This window comes from Pseudoalteromonas sp. SIMBA_162 (assembly GCF_046535955.1).
Classification (GTDB): Bacteria; Pseudomonadota; Gammaproteobacteria; order Enterobacterales; family Alteromonadaceae; genus Pseudoalteromonas; species Pseudoalteromonas marina.
Window position 1 is genome coordinate 13,402 of the sequence record NZ_JAWJBQ010000033.1, and the last position, 20,503, is coordinate 33,904.

The 20,503-nt window shown below is 40.0% G+C and carries 23 protein-coding genes; 11 read left to right on the forward strand and 12 right to left on the reverse strand.

All coding sequences use genetic code 11. The annotated features are described in order from the left end of the window. The first annotated feature begins 1 nt into the window (after position 1). From coaE to yacG, 3 genes are all read left to right on the forward strand, one after another. Positions 2 to 634: a dephospho-CoA kinase gene (coaE, locus tag R0J88_RS17565; RefSeq protein WP_410900561.1), complete on the forward strand. Its 633-nt coding sequence runs from the start codon at positions 2 to 4 to the stop codon at positions 632 to 634. A 132-nt stretch (positions 635 to 766) separates the two neighbouring features. Next, positions 767 to 2,443, forward strand: a complete 1,677-nt coding sequence (gene pilB, locus R0J88_RS17570; protein ID WP_305400999.1) for a type IV-A pilus assembly ATPase PilB — start codon at positions 767 to 769, stop codon at positions 2,441 to 2,443. A 67-nt stretch (positions 2,444 to 2,510) separates the two neighbouring features. Continuing rightward, on the forward strand, positions 2,511 to 2,741 hold the full coding sequence (gene yacG, locus R0J88_RS17575) for a DNA gyrase inhibitor YacG (RefSeq protein ID WP_006794561.1): 231 nt from the start codon (positions 2,511 to 2,513) through the stop codon (positions 2,739 to 2,741). 81 nt (positions 2,742 to 2,822) lie between these two features. On the opposite strand, the gene R0J88_RS17580 is transcribed toward yacG, so the two are convergent. Further along, positions 2,823 to 3,314, reverse strand: coding sequence for a Spy/CpxP family protein refolding chaperone (locus tag R0J88_RS17580; RefSeq protein ID WP_410900562.1), 492 nt, complete (start codon positions 3,312 to 3,314; stop codon positions 2,823 to 2,825). Positions 3,315 to 3,497: 183 nt separating this feature from the next. On the opposite strand from R0J88_RS17580, the gene R0J88_RS17585 reads away from it, so the two are divergent. Genes R0J88_RS17585 through R0J88_RS17595 form a run of 3 tightly spaced genes read left to right on the forward strand, consistent with a single transcriptional unit; the run spans position 3,498 to position 6,531 of the window. After that, positions 3,498 to 4,187, forward strand: a complete 690-nt coding sequence (locus tag R0J88_RS17585) for a response regulator (RefSeq protein WP_203985199.1) — start codon at positions 3,498 to 3,500, stop codon at positions 4,185 to 4,187. Next, positions 4,165 to 5,580, forward strand: coding sequence for an ATP-binding protein (locus tag R0J88_RS17590; RefSeq protein WP_410900563.1), 1,416 nt, complete (start codon positions 4,165 to 4,167; stop codon positions 5,578 to 5,580). Before R0J88_RS17585 ends, R0J88_RS17590 begins: the two co-directional genes overlap by 23 nt. Before the next feature lie 3 nt (positions 5,581 to 5,583). Beyond that, on the forward strand, positions 5,584 to 6,531 hold the full coding sequence (locus tag R0J88_RS17595) for an alpha/beta fold hydrolase (protein WP_010556633.1): 948 nt from the start codon (positions 5,584 to 5,586) through the stop codon (positions 6,529 to 6,531). Here the strand turns inward: R0J88_RS17595 and R0J88_RS17600 are convergent. After that, on the reverse strand, positions 6,491 to 7,357 hold the full coding sequence (locus R0J88_RS17600) for a cation diffusion facilitator family transporter (protein ID WP_410900573.1): 867 nt from the start codon (positions 7,355 to 7,357) through the stop codon (positions 6,491 to 6,493). The genes R0J88_RS17595 and R0J88_RS17600 overlap by 41 nt on opposite strands. A gap of 155 nt (positions 7,358 to 7,512) precedes the next feature. Between R0J88_RS17600 and trmL the strand changes: the two genes are divergently transcribed. Continuing rightward, on the forward strand, positions 7,513 to 7,977 hold the full coding sequence (trmL, locus tag R0J88_RS17605; RefSeq protein WP_008128796.1) for a tRNA (uridine(34)/cytosine(34)/5-carboxymethylaminomethyluridine(34)-2'-O)-methyltransferase TrmL: 465 nt from the start codon (positions 7,513 to 7,515) through the stop codon (positions 7,975 to 7,977). A gap of 74 nt (positions 7,978 to 8,051) precedes the next feature. Here trmL and gpsA read toward each other — a convergent pair whose 3' ends face one another. The 4 genes from gpsA to R0J88_RS17625 are packed head-to-tail and all read right to left on the reverse strand — an operon-like array spanning position 8,052 to position 10,307. After that, entirely contained in the window at positions 8,052 to 9,059 is a 1,008-nt protein-coding gene (gene gpsA / locus R0J88_RS17610) for an NAD(P)H-dependent glycerol-3-phosphate dehydrogenase (RefSeq protein WP_039038003.1), read from the reverse strand. Positions 9,060 to 9,062: 3 nt separating this feature from the next. Continuing rightward, entirely contained in the window at positions 9,063 to 9,551 is a 489-nt protein-coding gene (gene secB, locus R0J88_RS17615) for a protein-export chaperone SecB (RefSeq protein WP_410900564.1), read from the reverse strand. 34 nt (positions 9,552 to 9,585) lie between these two features. Then, the gene (grxC, locus tag R0J88_RS17620) at positions 9,586 to 9,843 is read right to left on the reverse strand and encodes a glutaredoxin 3 (protein ID WP_006794822.1); all 258 of its coding nucleotides are present in this window, start codon (positions 9,841 to 9,843) and stop codon (positions 9,586 to 9,588) included. Between the two features lie 32 nt (positions 9,844 to 9,875). After that, positions 9,876 to 10,307, reverse strand: a complete 432-nt coding sequence (locus tag R0J88_RS17625) for a rhodanese-like domain-containing protein (protein WP_006794823.1) — start codon at positions 10,305 to 10,307, stop codon at positions 9,876 to 9,878. Positions 10,308 to 10,578: 271 nt separating this feature from the next. Between R0J88_RS17625 and gpmM the strand changes: the two genes are divergently transcribed. The 4 genes from gpmM (at position 10,579) to R0J88_RS17645 (ending at position 15,377) form a co-directional block, all read left to right on the forward strand. Further along, complete coding sequence (gene gpmM, locus R0J88_RS17630) at positions 10,579 to 12,123, forward strand: 2,3-bisphosphoglycerate-independent phosphoglycerate mutase (RefSeq protein ID WP_410900565.1); 1,545 nt, start codon at positions 10,579 to 10,581, stop codon at positions 12,121 to 12,123. A 3-nt stretch (positions 12,124 to 12,126) separates the two neighbouring features. After that, complete coding sequence (locus R0J88_RS17635; RefSeq protein WP_410900566.1) at positions 12,127 to 13,266, forward strand: murein hydrolase activator EnvC family protein; 1,140 nt, start codon at positions 12,127 to 12,129, stop codon at positions 13,264 to 13,266. Positions 13,267 to 13,300: 34 nt separating this feature from the next. Further along, positions 13,301 to 14,548, forward strand: coding sequence for a S41 family peptidase (locus tag R0J88_RS17640; RefSeq protein WP_410900567.1), 1,248 nt, complete (start codon positions 13,301 to 13,303; stop codon positions 14,546 to 14,548). 79 nt (positions 14,549 to 14,627) lie between these two features. Then, entirely contained in the window at positions 14,628 to 15,377 is a 750-nt protein-coding gene (locus tag R0J88_RS17645; protein WP_010556638.1) for a divergent polysaccharide deacetylase family protein, read from the forward strand. On the opposite strand, the gene R0J88_RS17650 is transcribed toward R0J88_RS17645, so the two are convergent. The 6 genes from R0J88_RS17650 to ftsY form a co-directional block, all read right to left on the reverse strand. After that, complete coding sequence (locus R0J88_RS17650; RefSeq protein WP_410900568.1) at positions 15,378 to 15,794, reverse strand: hypothetical protein; 417 nt, start codon at positions 15,792 to 15,794, stop codon at positions 15,378 to 15,380. Next, entirely contained in the window at positions 15,772 to 16,125 is a 354-nt protein-coding gene (locus R0J88_RS17655) for a hypothetical protein (protein ID WP_410900569.1), read from the reverse strand. The genes R0J88_RS17650 and R0J88_RS17655 overlap by 23 nt, the downstream gene beginning before the upstream one ends. A 68-nt stretch (positions 16,126 to 16,193) precedes the next feature. Beyond that, entirely contained in the window at positions 16,194 to 17,057 is an 864-nt protein-coding gene (rpoH, locus tag R0J88_RS17660) for an RNA polymerase sigma factor RpoH (protein WP_008128777.1), read from the reverse strand. Between the two features lie 440 nt (positions 17,058 to 17,497). After that, positions 17,498 to 18,484 (reverse strand): permease-like cell division protein FtsX, encoded by a 987-nt coding sequence (gene ftsX, locus R0J88_RS17665; RefSeq protein ID WP_410900570.1) that lies wholly within the window; start codon positions 18,482 to 18,484, stop codon positions 17,498 to 17,500. Then, on the reverse strand, positions 18,481 to 19,158 hold the full coding sequence (ftsE, locus tag R0J88_RS17670) for a cell division ATP-binding protein FtsE (protein ID WP_410900571.1): 678 nt from the start codon (positions 19,156 to 19,158) through the stop codon (positions 18,481 to 18,483). Before ftsE ends, ftsX begins: the two co-directional genes overlap by 4 nt. 85 nt (positions 19,159 to 19,243) lie before the next feature. Beyond that, on the reverse strand, positions 19,244 to 20,503 hold a 1,260-nt coding region (gene ftsY / locus R0J88_RS17675), incomplete at its 5' end, for a signal recognition particle-docking protein FtsY (RefSeq protein ID WP_410900572.1).

Here is a 20,503-nt window from a genome sequence, read left to right on the forward strand (position 1 = left end):
AATGAGTGACACCATACATAAAACATCACCTTGGGTTCTTGGCTTAACAGGCGGTATAGGCTGTGGCAAAACAGCTGTAAGTAATATGCTTGAGCAGCTTGGCATTACAATAGTTGACGCCGACATTATTGCGCGCCAAGTCGTAAAGCCTAAAAGCGATGGTTTAAATGCTATTGTAAGCAAATTTGGGCAAAGTATTTTATTACGCGATGGCACACTAAACAGAAGCGCTTTACGTGAACGCATTTTTACTAATACTGCCGACAAAGAGTGGCTAAATAATTTATTGCATCCACTCATTAGAAACAAAATACATAACGACCTTACTGCCGCAAAAAGCCCATATGTAGTACTTGTAGCACCACTTTTGTTTGAAAACGGCCTAGATAAATTGTGTAATCGAACGCTGCTGATTGATATACCTCAAAGTGTACAAATAGAGCGCACAGCTTCGCGTGATAATGTAAGTGTTGAGCAAGTAAAAGCGATTATTGCAGCGCAGATGTCACGCGAAGATAAACAAAAAAAAGCAGATGATATTTTAAATAACGACCGTGCACTTAGCGACGTTAACCACGACTTATTAACGCTGCATAAACGTTATCTGCACAAGGCACAAATGCAAGCAACTTAAATTGTAAAACCGAGTCAAAACAAACTAATCTCCTATATTAATTAATAAATTTAGCCTAGATTGTGAAGAGTAATTTAATCCCCTTCTTTTTTCTGATAAATTACTCTCTCTGAAGGATTAAAAAGGTGCGCAATGAATATTAACTCACCGTTATTAAGAAAGTTTCTTACGCTTGGGCGTATTGATGCCGATACGGTAAAAGCAAAGCAGCAAGAGTTTGCCTCAACCGCTGAACTGATTTCTAAATGTGGAAAAATAGACAGTAAAGAGTTAGCAGAGCAATGTATTGATTTGTTTCGTGTTCCCTATTTTGATTTAAAAGACTTTGATCCTGCGTCTATTCCTGCCGATCTTGTAAAAGAAAAACTGATCCGCAAACACCATATTTTACCGTTGGTACAAAAAGGCCGAAAAGTGTATGTGGCAGCCTCTGATCCAACCGATTATGGCGCCTTCGAAAACTTTGAATTTAGTACTGGCCTTTCATGCGAAATAGTCGTCGTAGATTACATTCAGCTCGATAATAAAATTGAGCAATTGCTAGATGCAACCGGCAGCCTAAATCTAAGCGACGATGAGTTTAAAGAATTTGCCGACCTAGACACAGAAAGCCAAAAAGAATCAGCACCGCAAGATGATGATAAAGACGATGCACCAATTATTGTGTACATTAATAAAATTTTAATGGACGCGATAAAAAAAGGCGCATCAGATCTACATTTTGAACCTTACGAGCATAAGTACCGCATTCGTTTTCGTATTGATGGTATCTTGCACGAAGTGGCAAGCCCGCCTAATACATTAGCAACCAAGCTTTCTGCTCGTATTAAAGTAATGTCGCGACTTGATATTGCCGAAAAGCGTAAACCACAAGATGGCCGAATTAAATTAAAAATTACTGAACGAAAAAGTATCGACTTTCGTGTCAGTACTATGCCCACGCTGTGGGGCGAAAAAATAGTAATGCGTATTCTTGATTCATCAAGCGCTATGCTAGGTATTGATGTACTTGGTTATGAAGAAGAGCAGAAAAAGCTATACATGGATGCGCTTGGTCAACCACAAGGCATGATACTCGTTACAGGCCCTACCGGGTCAGGTAAAACGGTATCGCTTTATACGGGTTTAAACATATTAAACCAACCTGAGCGAAACATTAGTACCGCTGAGGATCCAGTTGAGATAAACCTCGAAGGGATAAACCAAGTACAGATTAACCCTAAAGCCGATATGACCTTTGCTAATGCATTACGTGCGTTTTTACGTCAAGATCCCGATGTGGTTATGGTAGGTGAAATACGTGACCTTGAAACCGCAGAAATTTCAATAAAAGCGGCGCAAACAGGTCACTTGGTTTTATCTACGTTACATACCAATTCAGCGCCAGAAACCATCACCCGACTATTAAATATGGGCGTACCCGCCTATAACGTAGCCAGCTCAATTAGTTTAATTATTGCACAGCGATTAGCACGTCGTTTATGCCCTAAATGTAAAACGGCAGAACAATTGCCAAGCGAAGAGCTCTCTCGCCAAGGATTTAGCACAGCGCAAATTGAAGATATGACTCTATATGCACCTAAAGGCTGTGATGGCTGTACCGATGGTTACAAAGGCCGTGTAGGTATTTACGAAGTTATGCAAATCACACCAGAAATTGCACAAATAATCATGCGCGGCGGTAACTCACTAGAAATCGCTGAGGTATCATTAAAAGCTGGTTTTAATAATTTACGCCTGTCGGGTTTACGTAAAGCCGCTGATGGTTTAACGTCACTTGCTGAAATAAACCGCGTAACTAATATGTAAAACTATTTAGCGCTTTGCTTACTTCAAGTACAGCAAGCGCTAATGAGTAACCTGTTGAGAGTAAAACATGCCTACTGTTGTAAATTGTCCAACCTGTAAAACAAATGTTGAGTGGTCTGAGCAAAGTCCTCACCGCCCATTTTGTTCTAAGCGTTGCCAGCTCATTGATCTGGGTGAGTGGTCATTTGAAAACAATAAAATTTCAGCGCCAATCACATCGGCTGATCAAATAAACCAAGACATGATTGAAGACATAGAAGCCATGATGGCTAAAAACGAAGATGACTTTTTTAAGTAACGTCATCTAGTTTTTAAATAAACAAAAGCCAGCTAAATGCTGGCTTTTTAGTACTCACTTAAAAGTTAACCTCACGGTAAGTTAGCTTTTTTGCTTACGCTGCTTTTTACTTTTACGCTTTTGAATTTTAGCAAACTTTTCTTTTTGCTCTGCGTTAAGCAACTGCATTACTTGATGCTGCGTTTTTAGCTTAATTAAGGCAAACTCTTCACCTTTACTTTGGCGCTCACTTAAAAGCTCTTTTGCTGCATTTTCGTCAAATGTTGCAGCTGATAGTAGTACGTCCATTTTTGCTTTGTGCGCTTCACGCATTGATTTACGTGCTTCTTTATCGTCGCCTCGTAAGGCTTTCATTTGTGTTTTTTGTGCTTCAAAAATAGCTTTTAGCTTAGTTTGCTGATCTTGCGTTAAATCAAGTTTTTCGGCGCCGCGTTCAGAAAGTAAAAAACGCGCTGAAGAATGCCCTTGTCGATCATGCATACCGCCTTTAGCTAGTACGCTACCTGCACCGAGTGTGGCTGTTGCTAAGCCACAAATAAGTACTAATTTTGAAAGTGTATTTACTTTAGTCATAATCATCACCTTAACTGTTGGGTTGGTTGTGGTTGGCTGTCGTGTAATTGCTTAGCCAGTGAGTTAACTATAACTAACTCAACGCAAAGTAACGCAAAGCAGTGTAAAGGTTGTGTAAAGATTCACTTTTGAGCAATTAAGGGCGTAAAATAAAGAAATGAAATATTGCCTAAGGGTTTGTAAATGAAACTATTAATGATTGACGACGATACGGGTCTTTGTGAGTTACTCAGCGAATACCTTTCAAGCCAAGGGTTTGAAATACAAAGCGTACACGACGGCGAACAAGGCCTAAAGTTAGCACAGGCCAACGACTACGCATTAATATTGCTTGATGTCATGCTACCTACGCTAGATGGCTTTGAAGTTCTAAAACAACTTAGGCAAACCAAACTCACCCCAGTCATTATGCTTACAGCTAAAGGTGAAGACTTTGATCGTATTTTTGGATTAGAGCTGGGTGCGGATGATTACATACCCAAACCATTTAATCACAGAGAGTTACTTGCCCGCGTGAAAGCGATTACACGTCGTATAGAGCATATAAACAGCTTAAATATCAACACAACTAATAAGCTGCTTGTAAATGGTGTAACTATTAACCTTGCAGCACGAGAAGCCTCTATTGATGAGAATACTCTCACGCTTACTGGCACAGAGTACGAAATACTGGCGCTTTTATGTAAAAACGCCAGCCAAGTTGTTAGTAAAGAGCAAATTAGTGAAGAAGTGCTAGGCAGGCGTTTAGCATCGTTCGACCGCTCTATTGATATGCATGTAAGTAATATCCGAAAAAAAATAGCAGAGCACATTAAAACAGAACGAATTAAAACAATGCGAGGCAGCGGTTATGTTTTCATCCAAGGTGAATAAATCAGGCGCTTTATCTTGGCTTAAGCACCCTAGGCATTATTTATTTTTTAAAATATTTGTTTGGTTTTGGCTAACCATTATTGGCACTGTTACTGCGCTTGTTTTTTTAAGTAATATCAGCGTACTGAACTTAGTAAGTAATGAACCCTTACATGGCCCGATGGAAAAAAACCTAGCTTATACCGCAAGAAGTATTGAGCGCTCTGCATATAAGCATAAGCGTTCGCTTGAGAGTATTCTTTCGCATCCACGCTTATCTAAACGTAAGCTTTTATATTTAAGCGCTGAGCAATCTGATATTTCTTTTACTAATAAAGAAACACCTATAAACATAGACCTAAGCCTTCTTAATTTTACCAAAAACATGCCACCGCAAATTGTTTTCACTGAGCAATATCAAGCCTTTGGGCCAGTTCAATTAACCGTCCCCGAAGGAGTATTTTATTTATATGAAATAGACATAAACAATCAGCCACCTCTGTTTATACGCTTAAAGCTAATGCCCGGCTGGATCAAAGTATCTATTGCAATTATTGCCTCTTTAATTTTGAGCTTTTTGTTTAGTCGTAACTTAATTGCACCAATTAACAGCCTTAAAAAAGCAGCTATAAAACTATCTTCTGGCGATTTAAGCGCACGTGCTGCTATTTCAACTAATAGAAAAGATGAGCTAGGGGTACTTGGTCGAGACTTTAACAGTATGGCAAACCAGCTAGAACTATTAATAAGCTCACAAAAACGCTTGCTTGCTGATATATCCCATGAGTTACGTTCGCCACTTACTCGCTTAAAAATGGCAACAGGCCTTGCACAAATGCAAGCAAATGAAGCAAGTCAGTCTTATTTATTACGAATAGAAAAAGAGGCTAATCAACTCGATCAAATGATTGCTGATGTACTTCAAGTGTCTCGTTTAGAAGCAAAAAGCCAAACCCTTGCAATGCAAAAGCAATCACTAAACGTTATTGTTGAACATGTTTTAAACGATGCAAAATTTGAAGCAAAACAATATGATAAGCAGTTAACAATAACAGGCGATGCAAGCGTAACCATTAGCTGCGATGAAGCCCTGATTGCCAGCGCGCTTGAAAACCTACTTCGTAATGCCATTAAATATGCAAATAACACAATAAGTATAAAGCTATCGCATGGTGATGCCGTGCATATTGAAATATGTGATGATGGCCCAGGCGTGCCAAATAACCAGCTTGATAAGCTATGTGAGCCGTTTTTTAGGCAGTCTGATGCAAGAGATAGAGTCAGTGGTGGAACCGGTTTAGGCTTAGCTATCGCAAAAAATGCAATTACAGCTCATAATGGCACCTTAGTTTTATCGAACAAAGATCAGGGCGGCTTGTGTGCTAATATCACACTGCCAATAATCAAAGAGTAAACCATGTTTTATAGTAGCGAGCGCGAGCTTAAAGGTAACCAATCAGCCATTAATGATTTTTATCAAAACACATTAGTTAAAGCGTATTTAAATACGCCTAATGGGCAGTTATTTTACGCGCATGCCCAGCCAGATAAAGCTCATGTTGCCATAGTTATTAGCTCAGGCAGAATCGAAGGGCTCGATAAATACAAAGAGTTGTTATGGGAGCTTTATACTAATAATTTTGCTGTTTTTATTGTTGACCACCAAGGACAGGGTCGCTCTTACCGCTATTTAAAAAATAAACATAAGGGCTATGTAAATAATTTTGGTGACTACAGTGCCGATCTTAATTTATTTAACACCCAAATAGTCGACACCGTTTGGCAAGGTAAAAAGCTATTAGTGAGCCACTCAATGGGAGGTGCTATTGCATTTGATTATTTGGCAAACTATGAGCATAGTTTTAGCGGTGCGTTTTTATCAGCCCCAATGTTCGATATACACACCAAAGGTATTCCAAAGCCTTTAGCCCGAATAATTGCAAGTAATGCCGTACGTCTTGGTTTTCAATTTAGCTATGCCCTTGGACAAACCGACTACACCCCAGAAGAGTTCCCTTTAAACGTATTAACAAGTTGCGAATTACGCTACAGCCTATTTAGGCAAACATATAATGAGGAGCCTTTACTACAACTTGGCGGGGTTACTTATGGGTGGCTAAATTCAACCTTTACTTTTTTATCATCAATAGATGAGCTTACTGTTGATATTCCACTTTACATTGCAAGCGCAAAAAACGATGTAGTTGTCGATAATGAAGCGCACTATAGACTAGCTAATAAGTACGCAAATATTACCCTAGAAAGCTTTACTGATGCCAAGCACGAACTATTCTTTGAATGTGATGAAGTACGCCAGCCAGTGCTTAAGAGTCTGTATAAGTTTTGTGAGTCGGTGACGGCTTAGTTAAAACAGAAAGCGGGTCGAGGTGGATTAGTATATCAACCTCAGATTCAAAACGAGCACCAATCATCGCTTCAACCTCATCAGCCACAGTATGGGCTCGTATTAGACTTAAATGGTCATCAAGCTCTAAATGCATTTGAATAAACTTAACTTTTCCCCCCTGGCGAGTACGGATCCCGTGTACGCCATGCACATCGATGTGCTCTTTAGCAATATCAAAAATGCTTTGCTTTTCATCGTCTGGGAGTTCTTTATCCATTAAATGATCGGCACTATCTCTTGCAATATCCCAACTGTTATAAAGTAAGTAACCTGCTACCCCTATTGCAAAAATAGGATCGGCATACATCATTCCGTAATAAGATAGAGCAATCGCAATTAAAACAGCAGCGTTTAAAATCAAATCACCTTTGTAATGCACCGAATCTGCTTTTATAGCAATCGATTCGGTATGCTTAATAACCTTAGTTTGTACAAAAACAATGACCAGAGTACATGCAATTGCAAAAGCACTTACCCATACACCTAATAATGAATGTGTAAGCTCTATAGGGTTAAATAAGCGCTCAACACCATGAAATGCCAGTAAACAGCCCGAGCCTGCAATAAATGCAGCTTGCCCAAGCCCTGCTAATGCCTCGGCTTTACCATGACCAAACCGATGATCATCATCAGCTGGGCGCAGTGCGTAACCTAAAACTAAAAAACTCATAAATGTAGCGGTAATGTCCATTAATGAGTCTGTTAAGGAGCCAAGCATTGAAGCAGAGCCTGAAGCAAGCCAGGCCCACGCCTTTGCCGCAATCATTAAACTCACCATTACCATAGTAATAATACTAGAAGCTTTAACCCAAAATTCGTAACTGCGGTTATGCACAATTTCATCCGCTAAAAAGAGTATTCAATACTTTGAGTATATCATTTTTTTTAAGGGTTTCGTGTATACTGCTTTCGTCAAATACCATTATTAAAAGGCTAATTATGCTGGATATTGTTTTATACCAACCTGAAATTCCACCAAACACAGGGAATATTATCCGCCTTTGTGCAAATACCGGCTTTTCGCTGCACTTAATTGAGCCTTTAGGGTTTGAGTGGGACGACAAACGTGTAAAGCGTGCAGGCCTTGATTACCATGAATTCAGCCATGTTCAGCGTCATGCGTCATTTGAAGCGTATCTTGAAAAATGTAAACCGAAAAAAGTGTATGCATGTACAACCAAAGGCAGCCAATTTCATCATGAAGCATGTTACGAACCCGGCGACTGTCTAGTATTTGGTCCAGAAACACGCGGGCTACCCGATGAGATGATTCAAGCTCTACCAAACGAGCAGCGCGTGCGTATCCCAATGCAACCAAATAGCCGAAGCATGAACCTATCAAACGCAGTCGCTGTATTTGTTTACGAATCATGGCGACAGCTGGGCTTTCCGAACGCGCAGTAATACGCGTATTATTAAAGCTGACAAAAAAACCGACATGATGTCGGTTTTTTTAGCTTTTATCACAGTAGTGAATGCTATTCTGATCGTTGCTCTCTGCCTAACAATGCCATGGCAGCCGCTTTCATATCTTTATTTTCATAAAGTACTTTGTAAATCTGTTCAGTGATAGGCATTTCAACGCCTGCACGCTGGGCAAGTAAATACACTTCTTTGGTGTTTCTAAAGCCCTCTACTACTTGGCCTATCGACTCAATTGCAGCTTCAACACTTTCACCTTTACCCAGTGCTAAACCAAAACGACGATTGCGTGATTGGTTATCGGTACAGGTTAAAATTAAATCGCCAAGGCCTGCCATTCCCATAAAGGTTTCTGGCTTTGCGCCTAGAGCGCAACCTAACCGAGTCAGTTCAGCAAGACCTCGTGTGATCAAGGCTGTGCGAGCATTGGCTCCAAAACCTACACCATCTGAAATACCCGCGCCAATAGCAATTACGTTTTTAACCGCACCACCAAGCTGTATGCCAATAAAATCGTCATTGTTATACACTCGAAATGAACGACCACAATGCAGTAAATCAGCCAATTGTTGTGCAAACTCAGGTGAGGTAGACGAAACAGAAATAGCTGTTGGTGAACCCATTGCCATTTCTTTCGCAAATGTAGGACCCGAAAGCACCGCAAGTGCGATTTCATCACCCAGCTCTTGCTGTGCAACTTCTTGTAATAAACGCCCTGTATTTGGCTCAAGGCCTTTAGTCGCCCACGCGACTTTAGCATCGATTTGCAATGCAGGTTTTATTTGCGCAAGTGTGTCGCCAAATGCATGGCTTGGCACAACAACAAGCACAATAGCGCTACATGCAACGGCACGTTGTAAATCGGCTTCTAGTACTAGAGTGTCTGGGAAGGGTGCATCTGGTAAGTAACGTTGATTTTTCCGCTCAGCTGCAAGCGTAGCAACGTCGTCGCTATTGCGTCCCCAAAGCGTCACTTTATGACCATTTCGGGCTAAACAAATAGCAAGGGCGGTGCCATAAGACCCCGCCCCCAATACAGTAACAGCTGAAGTTGCTGTACTCATAAGTTATGCGTCTGCTGTAACCTGGTCAGCTTGCGCAGTACGTTGTTGCATATACTGTGCAAACAATGCGTCAAAGTTTACTGGCGCAAGGTTTAACTGTGGGAAAGTGCCACGGTTAACTAGGTTAGATACCGCTTCACGTGCATATGGGAACAATACGTTTGGACAAAATGCACCTAGCATATGAGCAAGTTGTACTTCTTCAACCTCAGCAATAGTAAAAATACCCGCTTGTTGAATTTCACATAAAAACGCAGTTTCTTCGCCAATTGATGCTGTCACAGTTAATGCTAAAACAACTTCAAATACACCTTGGTCTAACTTGTTAGAGCGAGTATCTAGGTCTAGCTTAACTTCTGGCGTCCATTCTTTTTGAAAAATTGCCGGAGAGTTTGGCGTTTCAAACGACACATCTTTAGTGTAAATACGTTGAATAGTAAATTGTGCGCCTGCGTCTTGTGCCGCTGCTGCGTTTTGAGTTTCTTCGTTCATTGTTATTCCTAACTTGTTCGTTATTATAATTAAATTAAGCGTTAAGCTTAGCGTCAAGTTTACCTTGAGCCTCAATAGCCATCATGTCGTCACAGCCACCGATATGTTCATCATTAATAAAAATTTGCGGTACAGTGCTTGCGCCACCGGCTTTAGTAATCATTTCATCGCGAAGTTCAGGTTGTACACCAATATCAAAATTAGTGAATTCAACGCCTTTGCTTTTTAAAAGCGCCATAGCGCGCTGACAAAATGGACAATATGCCTTGGTGTATAAAACAACGTTACTCATAATAAATCCTCTATCGGTTTAGCTAAACGAGATTAGCGACCTGTTATCGTTGGTAAGCTAGCAGATTGCCATGCACCCATTCCGCCCGCTAATACATAAACCTGTTCAAAACCAGCTTTATGCATTGCTGTGGCCGTGCCTTGGGCTGTCATACCTGTAGTACATACCAATATAATGGGTTTAGTCTTGTACTTTTCAAGGCCTGAAAAGTCAGATTTTTTTGCATTTTCAGGGCTTAAGTGTTCAGCACCCGAAATACGGCCAGACGTAAACTCTTTTTGTGCTCGCATATCCACTACTTGACCATCTTCACGGTTAATAAGTAGCGTTAGTTGCTGAGGGTTTATTTGACGAATAGCTGAAAATTTACTTTTTATCCAACCACTGACAATAAGAAAAACAATACCAACCCAAGCAAGGCTTAAAATAGGGTGATTGCTTATAAATTCAATATATTGATCCATTCGACTTCCACTATAAATTACATCCTAAAACGCAATGTTTTAGACATTTTAGACTTTAGCCACGCAAGTATACCCAAACCAACTTAAAATGCGAGTTTACACAGAGTTTAAAAGGAGGAAAAACACCCCATATAAAGGTTATTAACCGCACATCAGCATCAATACGATATTCAATTAAGTGAAAAAAATTAATATGCTGTTTTGTATGCTGATTCAAGTAACAAAACACGGTATGCTAAAGCAAAACAGGTGCTAACTTTTAGGAGTGACTATGACTGAACATAAAAAACCACTGGTATTAATGATTTTAGACGGTTGGGGATATCGTGAAGACGAGCAAAGCAATGCAATACTAGCAGCGAATACCCCCGTGTTAGATAACTTATGGGCATCTCGCCCTCGCACATTAATTTCAGCATCTGGTTTTGATGTAGGTCTTCCTGATGGACAAATGGGTAATTCTGAAGTTGGGCATGTTAATTTAGGTGCAGGACGTGTTGTATACCAAGACTTTACTCGAATCACAAAAGCAATAAATGACGGTGAATTTGACTCAACCCCTGCACTTGTTGAAAACATTGATAAAGCAGTTAATGCCGGCAAAGCCGTTCATGTTATGGGGTTATTGAGCCCGGGTGGCGTTCATAGTCATGAAGATCACATTATTGCAAGCATAGAGCTGGCTGCAAAACGCGGTGCTAAGGAAGTCTATTTTCATGCATTTTTGGATGGTCGTGATACACCACCCCGTAGTGCCAAAGAATCTATTGAACGTATAGAAGCGTTGTTTGCAAAACTTGAATGTGGTCGGCTAGCAACACTGGTTGGTCGTTATTATGCAATGGATAGAGATAACCGCTGGAATCGTGTAGAAAAAGCCTATGACGTAATGACCTCTGGCATTGGAGAGTTTAACTACAGCGATGGCGTAACCGCATTAAATGCAGCTTATGAGCGCGACGAAAACGACGAGTTTGTTGCTCCTACAACCATTACACCAGCAGGTAGAGAAGCAGCGCAAATTAATGATGGCGACACCGTTATTTTTGCAAACTTTAGGGCAGACCGAGCACGTGAAATTACACGCGCCTTTGTTGAGCCTGAGTTTGACGGCTTTACCAAGAAAAAATCCCCCGCTCTCAGCGCATTTGTCATGATGACAGAATATGCAGCAGATATAGACGCACCCGTTGCATTTGGCCCAACTCCTCTTACTAACGTATTAGGGGAATGGCTTGAAAAACAAGGGAAAACACAATTGCGTATTTCTGAAACAGAAAAATACGCACACGTTACCTTCTTTTTTAGCGGCGGACGTGAGGACGAATTTGAAGGTGAAACGCGTGAATTAATCCCTTCACCGCAAGTGGCTACCTACGACTTGCAACCTGAAATGAACTCAGAAATGCTAACCGATAAGCTCATAGAAGCAATTAAAAGCGGGAAATACGACGCCATTATATGTAATTACCCCAATGGCGATATGGTTGGCCACTCAGGTGTATTTGATGCCGCTGTAAAAGCTTGTGAAGCCGTTGACACCTGTATTGGCCGTGTAGTTGATGCATTGAACGAATTTGGCGGTGAAGCGTTGATCACAGCCGATCATGGTAATGCTGAACAAATGGCTAATCTTAAAACGGGCCAAGCACATACCGCGCATACAAGTGAACCGGTGCCCTTTATTTATGTTGGTCGCGATGCGACACCATCTGAAGGTAAAGCATTAAGCGATGTTGCCCCTACTATGCTGCACTTAATGGGCATGGAGCAGCCAAGTGAAATGACTGGCACACCCATCATGACGTTGAAATAACCCATGATTAAACGTGTTAACCGATACTTTAAGTGCGGCTTAATACTCGCCTCATTGGTGGCTGCATCAGCAGCTGCCAATGAAGATCGCACTAAAAAAGATCTCTCACAGGTGAAACAAGCACTTGAACAAAGCCAATCTGAGTATAATCAACAACGAAAAAAAATATCTCAACTTCAAAAAAATCTTAAAAGCCATGAGCTTGAAATAGCTAAAAACGCTAAAGCACTTAATATGGCTGAACAGTCTGTTAAAGAAACTCAACAACAGCAAAATCAACAACAAAAAAAAGCTGATGAACTCGATAAAAAACACATCGAATTTCAACGTATTCTAGGAGCGCAACTTAAAAGCGCTTACATGGCAGGTGGTGATGACTACTCTAAAATGTTGCTGAATCAAGAAAACACAGCGCAATTTGAGCGAACACTGAGCTATTATAATTACCTAAACAAAGCACGAATTGAACAAATTGAAGAATTAAAAGAACTTAAACAACAAATCGCGTCAAACCAAGTTGCACTAAATAAAACAAAAGAAAAGCTTTTAGCTTTATACGACGAGCAAAAAAGGCGTCAAACCGCCTTAATAAATGCACAAAGTGAACGCCAAGCTAACCTTAGGAATCTTCAAGCTCAGCTTACGAGTACTAAAAGCTCTATCGATTACTTAAAAGAAAACCAACAAACCCTTGTTAATACAATTGAAGAATTAGAAAAAGAAAAAACAAAAAAAATAGAATTACTTGGCCTTAATAAAAATAAAGGCAAATTAAACTGGCCTAGTAAAGGTAAGTTAAAACACAAATTTGGCCAACGAAAACATGGCGGCATTGATTGGAAAGGCGTGCTAATTGGCGCTAAAGAAGGCGAAAATGTTAATAGCGTGCACAATGGCCAAGTTGTATTTGCAGATTGGTTAAAAGGTTATGGCTGGGTAATTGTAGTCGATCATGGTGAAGGATTTATGAGCCTATACGGCCATGCACAAACACTACTGAGAGACGTAGGTGATATGGTACGCCAAGGCGAAACTTTAGCGTTGGTTGGCCAAAGCGGCGGACAGGCAAGTTCTGGTCTATACTTTGAAATACGACACAAAGGACGCGCAGTAAATCCCGTAAAATGGTGCAGACGTATTTAATTGAATAAACCGCTGCTCCGCTGAGGAGTCGCTGATGAAAAACAACAATGTAATACCCGCATTTAAAAAAGCAGGCTATGTTTTCAGCCTGCTTTTATTCACCTTTACTTTAGTACTTAACAATGCATTTGCCAGCTCAGTAAAAAACCTTAAAAGCCAACAAATAGATGAAATTTTATTTAACATACACGCCTATTATGTTGACGATTTAGAGCTACAAAACAGCCATTATGTGCAATACAACAACAAACAGTTTGAGCGCTTATACTCAAAGCTAGACCCCTACTCTAAATACCTTAACGAACACGAGCTCGATGCCTTATTTGATAATACCAATGGCCAATATACGGGCTTAGGTATTGAAGTAAAAAAAGTCGATACTGATATAAAAATAGTTAACGTGGTAAATAACTCACCAGCGAAAGAAGCAGGTATTTTAGCTGGCGATATTATTGTTAGTGTTAATCAAAAAACGGTCAATTTGCTCAGCGTTAGCGAAGTCGCAACTTTAATAAAAGAAAATAAATTTACAACAATTAATCTCACCGTTAAGCGAAATGAAAGCCCAGAAGTTTTGTCATTTAACGTAGCTCGTACGCAAATACAATTAGAGAGTGTAACCAGTAAAGTTTTAGAGTCCGGCATTGGCTATTTAGCTATTAATAGTTTTTCTAATCACACACTACACGAAGTTGCATTGCAAATTGCAGCGATGCAAAATAATTATGATTATCCATTATTAGGGCTTGTAATTGATTTACGTGACAACCCCGGAGGCACCCTTAAAAGTGCGATTGCCGTCTCTGATTTATTCTTAGAAAGCGGAACTATAGTAACAACGAAAGGCAGATACTTTGACGCTAACCAAGCCTTTTATGCTAAAAGGGGCGACATACTCAAAGGCGCACCAATTGTTGTACTTATTAATGAAAATTCAGCCTCTGCGGCCGAAATTTTGGCCGGCGCCTTAAAAGACAACAACAGGGCAAAAGTGGTCGGAAGCCAATCTTTTGGAAAAGGGTCAGTGCAATCACTCATACCATTAGGTGATGGTAATACCGCTTTAAAACTCACTACCGCAAAATATTTTACACCTTCTGGTGAATCAATAGATGGCGTTGGAATAAAGCCCGATGTGACGATTAATCAAACAACACTTCCACAAAACAATAAAGCCGTTATAATAAAAAATAAGCAAGAAAAAAATAATCAACACCAGCTTGTTAACACCTTAGCTGATTTACAGTTAGTTAAAGCAAAACAATTACTCAGTATGCAGTAATCTATTTTGTTTAAGCGTTACTGGGCATAAAAAGATAATAAAAATTATAAACGTGAATACTATTAACAAAAAAATACGGATGTGGCTTTTTTTCAGTGTATGTATTGCTTGCTTTAGCGCTAATGCTAAACAAATAGCGATAGTTATTGATGATATAGGCTACCACCAAAGAGACTTAGAGTTTTTAACCTTACCAGGGCAATTGACCTATTCAATTTTGCCCCATACACCCTATTCGCAAGTTTTTGCAACACGTGCTAGCAAAGCAAATAAAGAGCTGCTTTTACATGTGCCTATGCAGGCACTTAACGGCAAAGCACTAGGGCCTGGTGCGCTTACTCTTGATATGGACAAAGCTCAACTACAACAAACGCTAGGAACAGCACTAGCAAGTTTACCGCAAGTTAGAGGTGTTAATAATCACATGGGCTCTGCATTAACTCAGCAAAGCCAAGCCATGAAATGGACAATGGAAGTCCTTAAAAAGCGCGAGTTGTACTTTTTAGATAGCCGAACAACTGGCTTAAGCCAGGCACAAAATGCTGCAAACTTTTTTGGGGTTGAAAATATTGGTCGCCATGTTTTTTTGGACAACATAACAACAGCAGATCAGCTTCAGTTTAGGCTCGATGAACTTAAACAAAAAGCAACAGATCACAATTTTGCCATTGCTATTGCCCACCCTTATCCTGAGACCATTGCTTTTTTACGTAAAGCCCTGCCTGAGCTTACTCAACAAGGCTATGAGTTAGTACCTGTTTCTCAGTTAGTACAACGTAAATATATTCAGTTAGCGCAAGCTCAAGGGAAAACGATTAGCGCGCGATAATTAAATAGGGTACTTATTCTTTCTTGCTTGTGCCTGATAGTATTTCAAAATACTCTTTTGGCCGTCTTCACTAATTGGTTTCAGTGTTATTTTTCGTGTTTTTAGCTTTTCATCTTCCATCAATGTAAGAATTATGTGTTCATCTAGCTTTTTTGCACTTACAACCGCGCTATTAGCTATTAACCAACGTGAACGAATTAAGCCTTGTTTAACCTCTGAGTATTTAGAATAAAACCTAACCACTTCAATATTGCTATTAACAAAATACATAGTAATGAGTAGTACACCATAAAATGCAGCCATTGGTATAAAGAAGGCTCCAGGTAAAATTAATATACCTACATATAATTGTATTTGCAGTTTACCTTTATCAACTTTAATAATACCTGTAGGTTTATCGATGGTTTCTGTTGTCATTTTTCAGTGTCCTTTTGAATAGTAATTTAGCATGATCATCCATCATGTTTCTGATTGCGTAGATACCTATCAGGCCAATAGGCACAAAAAAAATAAAGCCGAGCATTGCTACAAAGCCAAATATCTTCTTACCAGTTAATCTATAAATAAAACCAAATATAGTGAGCAAAAAAGCGGGGATTAAGATGTAGTTTACTTCGTAATAGTGTGGGTCATGCCCAATACTAATAATCACGCCTAGGGCGATAATTAACGACATTAAGTAGTAATTCAAAGCCAAATATCCTTTTAAAGCTTTTTTATAATCACTAGAACCTACATGAATGCGCATAAATTTTCAACAAAAAAGCCCTTCATATTAATGCAGGGCTTTTAAAAAAATTACGCTTTTAGAACGTATCAGCTCATAGCGCTTTGTAACTTTTTCATTGCTGTTTTTTCAAGCTGGCGAACACGCTCAGCAGATACACTGTATTTTTCAGCAAGCTCTTGTAGTGTTGCTTTGTCATCAGACAACCAGCGCGCGCTTACAATGTCTTGTGAACGTTCATCTAGTGTTTTAAGTGCACTAAACAAACGAGTATGAGACTGTTCTTGCCATTGTTGCTGTTCAATATCATCAGCTAAATCAGCAGAACCATCCGTTAAATATTGTACCGGCGAATAAGTGCTTGTTGGGGCGTCATCGTTATCATCACCCGTTAAGTCAAAGCCCATATCTTGACCGCTCATACGAGATTCCATTTCACGCACTTCTTTTTCGCTTACACCCAGCTCACTAGCAACAGTGCTAACCTCTGCTTGGTTAAACCAGCCTAAACGCTTTTTGTTTTTACGAAGATTAAAAAATAATTTACGCTGTGCTTTTGTAGTAGCTACTTTAACTATACGCCAATTCTTTAAAACAAATTCGTGTATTTCGGCTTTAATCCAGTGCACTGCAAACGATACTAAACGAACACCCACGCTTGGGTCGAAACGTTTAACCGCTTTCATCAGGCCTATATTGCCTTCTTGAATAAGGTCAGCTTGTGGCAAGCCGTATCCCGAGTAGCTTTTAGCTATATGCGCTACAAAGCGCAAATGCGACATAATGAGTTGCTTTGCAGCACTAAGATCGCCTTCTTCCTGAAGTTTTTTAGCAAGTTCTTGCTCTTCTTCAACTTTAAGCATAGGGATTGTGCTGACCGCTTGAAGGTAGCCATCCATGCTTGCGCTTTGTTGTCCAACTGTAAGTGCCATTGCGTATAAATCTTTACTCATTTTTCACCTCGGTGATAAACATTTGAAACCATCTTAGCACTCTTTCCTGAAGAGTGCTAACCCCAATTTAAAACTTTTTTAAAGTATAAATCAAGCGGTTTTTTAGCGTTATTGAAGTCTACTATAAGCGACTGAATAAGCGATGAATTAAGGGATTGCGGGTGATTAACGTCAGTTTTTCACTCTATTTACAATTCATGCTTGATATTGAGGGTAGTAGATAAATGTGACAGTTTTTATAGGGCCTGAACAACCCAACCCAATAACATACGCGCTAAGCATTGAGTTGGTTCACTTGTATTAGCTTGCGCGAATGAGGAAGAGATAAACACGCTTATAAAGTTAAATGTATATTCACAAAGTTTACTTTGAAGCGAATAAAGCGCCAATAGCATAACCTATATAGCTCGCTTGATTAACAGCGAGCTTATAGGTGCGTATTACACTTTGTCTGGCTCTATTTCTTTTATGTATCGATTTACAGATAAGTAAGAGCCAACAAACCCCAAACTTGTAGCAAGTAAAACTAAAAAGCCAAATTCGCTAAGCGTTAAACCAATGAGTAAAAAGTTAGTTTGATACACACCGGCCACACTGTTTACGGCTGAAGAAAGCCACCACATCATCAATGCAACTGATATAAAAGCAAATAACCCACCAATGACGCCATACCAAATACCAGTCCATAAAAATGGTGCGTGTATAAACGTATTTGTAGCACCTACAAGTTTCATTACTTGTATCTCTTCTTTTTTATCCATAATCGATAGGCGAATAGTATTACCTATTATGAGAGTTACAGACGTTAATAATAATAAGGTAATGGTTATTACACTTTCTTTTAGCAAGCTAAGCAATGCATTTAAGCGCTCTAACCAGGCTATATCAAGTTTGCCAAAATCAACCTCACGTTCAGCTTCTAACTTGGTCATAAGTACCTTGGCGGCATTAGGCTGGCGATGCCGCTTAGTAGGTGTAACGAGCACAACATCGGGTAATGGGTTGCTATCTAAATATTCTAGTGCTTGCCCAAAACCTGACACATCCTGAAACTCTTTTAGTGCTTGCTGTTTTGAAATAAACGTTACACTCTCTACTTCAGGATATAAGGCTAGGCGCTTAACTAGCGTTGCTGTCTCTTGTTTCGTCATTGTTTGTTTTACAAATAACGATATTTCACTAGCCTCTTCAAAGCCACTACTTACTTGCTGCACATTTTTAACCACTAAGTAAAGTGTGGCAGGAAGCGTTAAGCTTAATCCAAGTACCGCAATTGTCATCATAGATGCCAGTGGTGTACGCCACATTTCACCCAGGCTATGAATCCCTTGGCGAAAAATATTAACGATAAAAAAGTAGCCATTTGAAATAACTGATTTTTTTTGTTTTTCGTTTTTGTTTTGGCGGCTTTTAAACAGTAAACTCATAATGCCCCCTGCGCTAATGGATCTTCAAGCATTCTGCCATCCTTTAACGTTAAGCTCCTATACTTCATGCGTGCAACAAGGCCTAAGTCATGGGTAGCAATAAGTACGGTTGTACCATGCTTATTAAAGTCTTCAAATAATTTAAGTATTTCCATTGAGAGTTCAGGATCTAAGTTACCCGTTGGCTCATCGGCAAGTAAAATTGGCGGAGAATTTACAATAGCGCGAGCAATACCGACTCGCTGTTGCTCACCACCCGACAACATTGATGGATGACATTTAACTTTATCGATTAAACCCACTTTATCGAGCGCACCATGAACACGCTTTGCAATTTGATTACGATGAGTACCTTCGATGATCAGCGGTAGCGCAACATTATCAAATACAGTGTATCGCTCTAATAATCGATGGTTTTGAAAAATAATACCAATATCTCGGCGAGCGTAAGGGATTTGTCGCGAGTTAACTTTATTTAAATCAACACCATTAATAGATACGTTACCAGCAGATGGACGTTCCATTAAGCTGATAAGCTTTAAAAGTGTACTTTTACCCGCACCACTATGGCCTGTCAAAAAGGCCAATTCGCCAGGTTTTATATGAAAATTAACTTTTTCGAGGGCACGATGCCCCCCTGGATAGGTTTTACTTACTTGCTGAAAATTTATCATTTTTTATTATGCCAACCTCATTAAAGTGTTAATGCAATTGGTATTCCTCGCAATTAAAAAGGGAGCAAGCTCCCTTCTTGGTAAATTAAGCGTCGTCCTCATCTTGGCTAAATAATGCATCAATAAAGTCATCGCTTTTAAACGAACGCAAATCATCAATACCTTCACCAACACCAATATAACGAATTGGAATGTTAAACTTATCAGCTACAGCAAAAATAACTCCACCCTTTGCTGTACCATCAAGTTTTGACAAAGTAATACCCGTTAAACCCACACATTGGTTAAACAAGTTTACTTGGCTAATCGCATTTTGCCCTGTACCTGCATCTATAGTTAGCATCACCTCGTGCGGTGCATCAGGATCTATTTTTTTCATTACACGAGCTATTTTCTCAAGCTCTTGCATCAAATTATCTTTATTTTGCAGACGACCTGCTGTATCAGCAATTAACACATCTACATTACGCGCTTTTGCGGCCTGAAAAGCATCAAATACCACCGATGCACTATCGGCGCCGGTATGCTGTGCTATAACTGGAATACTATTGCGCTCACCCCATACTTGAAGTTGTTCAACCGCAGCGGCTCTAAAAGTGTCACCCGCAGCAAGCATGACCGACTTACCTTCATTTTGGAATTGCTTAGCTAGCTTACCAATCGTAGTTGTTTTACCAACCCCATTTACGCCTACCATTAAAATCACAAACGGCTTTTTTTCTGCTGGTATTGTTAATGGCTGTTCAGCAGTCTTTAGCATCGCTGCCATTTCTTGCTTCATTAACTCATATAAAGCATCACCATCTTTAAGCTGCTTTCTATTTGCACCGTCCGTTAATCTATCGATTAACTTCATGGTGGTATCTACGCCTAAATCAGCCGTCAATAATTGAGTTTCAAGCTCTTCAAAAAGGTCATCATCTATTTTTTTACCACTAAAAATAGACGAGAACCCTGCGCCAATGTTAACGCGGGTTTTTAGTAATCCTTTTTTAAGACGTGAAAAAAAGCCTTCTTTCTTAGGCTTTTCTTCTTTCTTAGCTTGCTCTGCTGCAACACGTTCTTGCTCTATGCGCTGCACTTCGGCTTGCTCTGCTGCAATACGTTCTTGTTCTAAGCGCTGCGCTTCTGCTTGCTCTGTTGCAATGCGTTCTTGCTCTAAACGCTGGGCTTCTGCTTGCTCCGCTGCAATGCGTTCTTGCTCTATGCGCTGCGCTTCTGCTTGCTCTGCTGCAATGCGTTCTTGCTCTATGCGCTGCGCTTCAGCTTGCTCTGCTGCAGCACGTTCTAGCTCTATGCGCTGCGCTTCTGCTTGCTGTGCTGCAATACGTTCTTGCTCTATGCG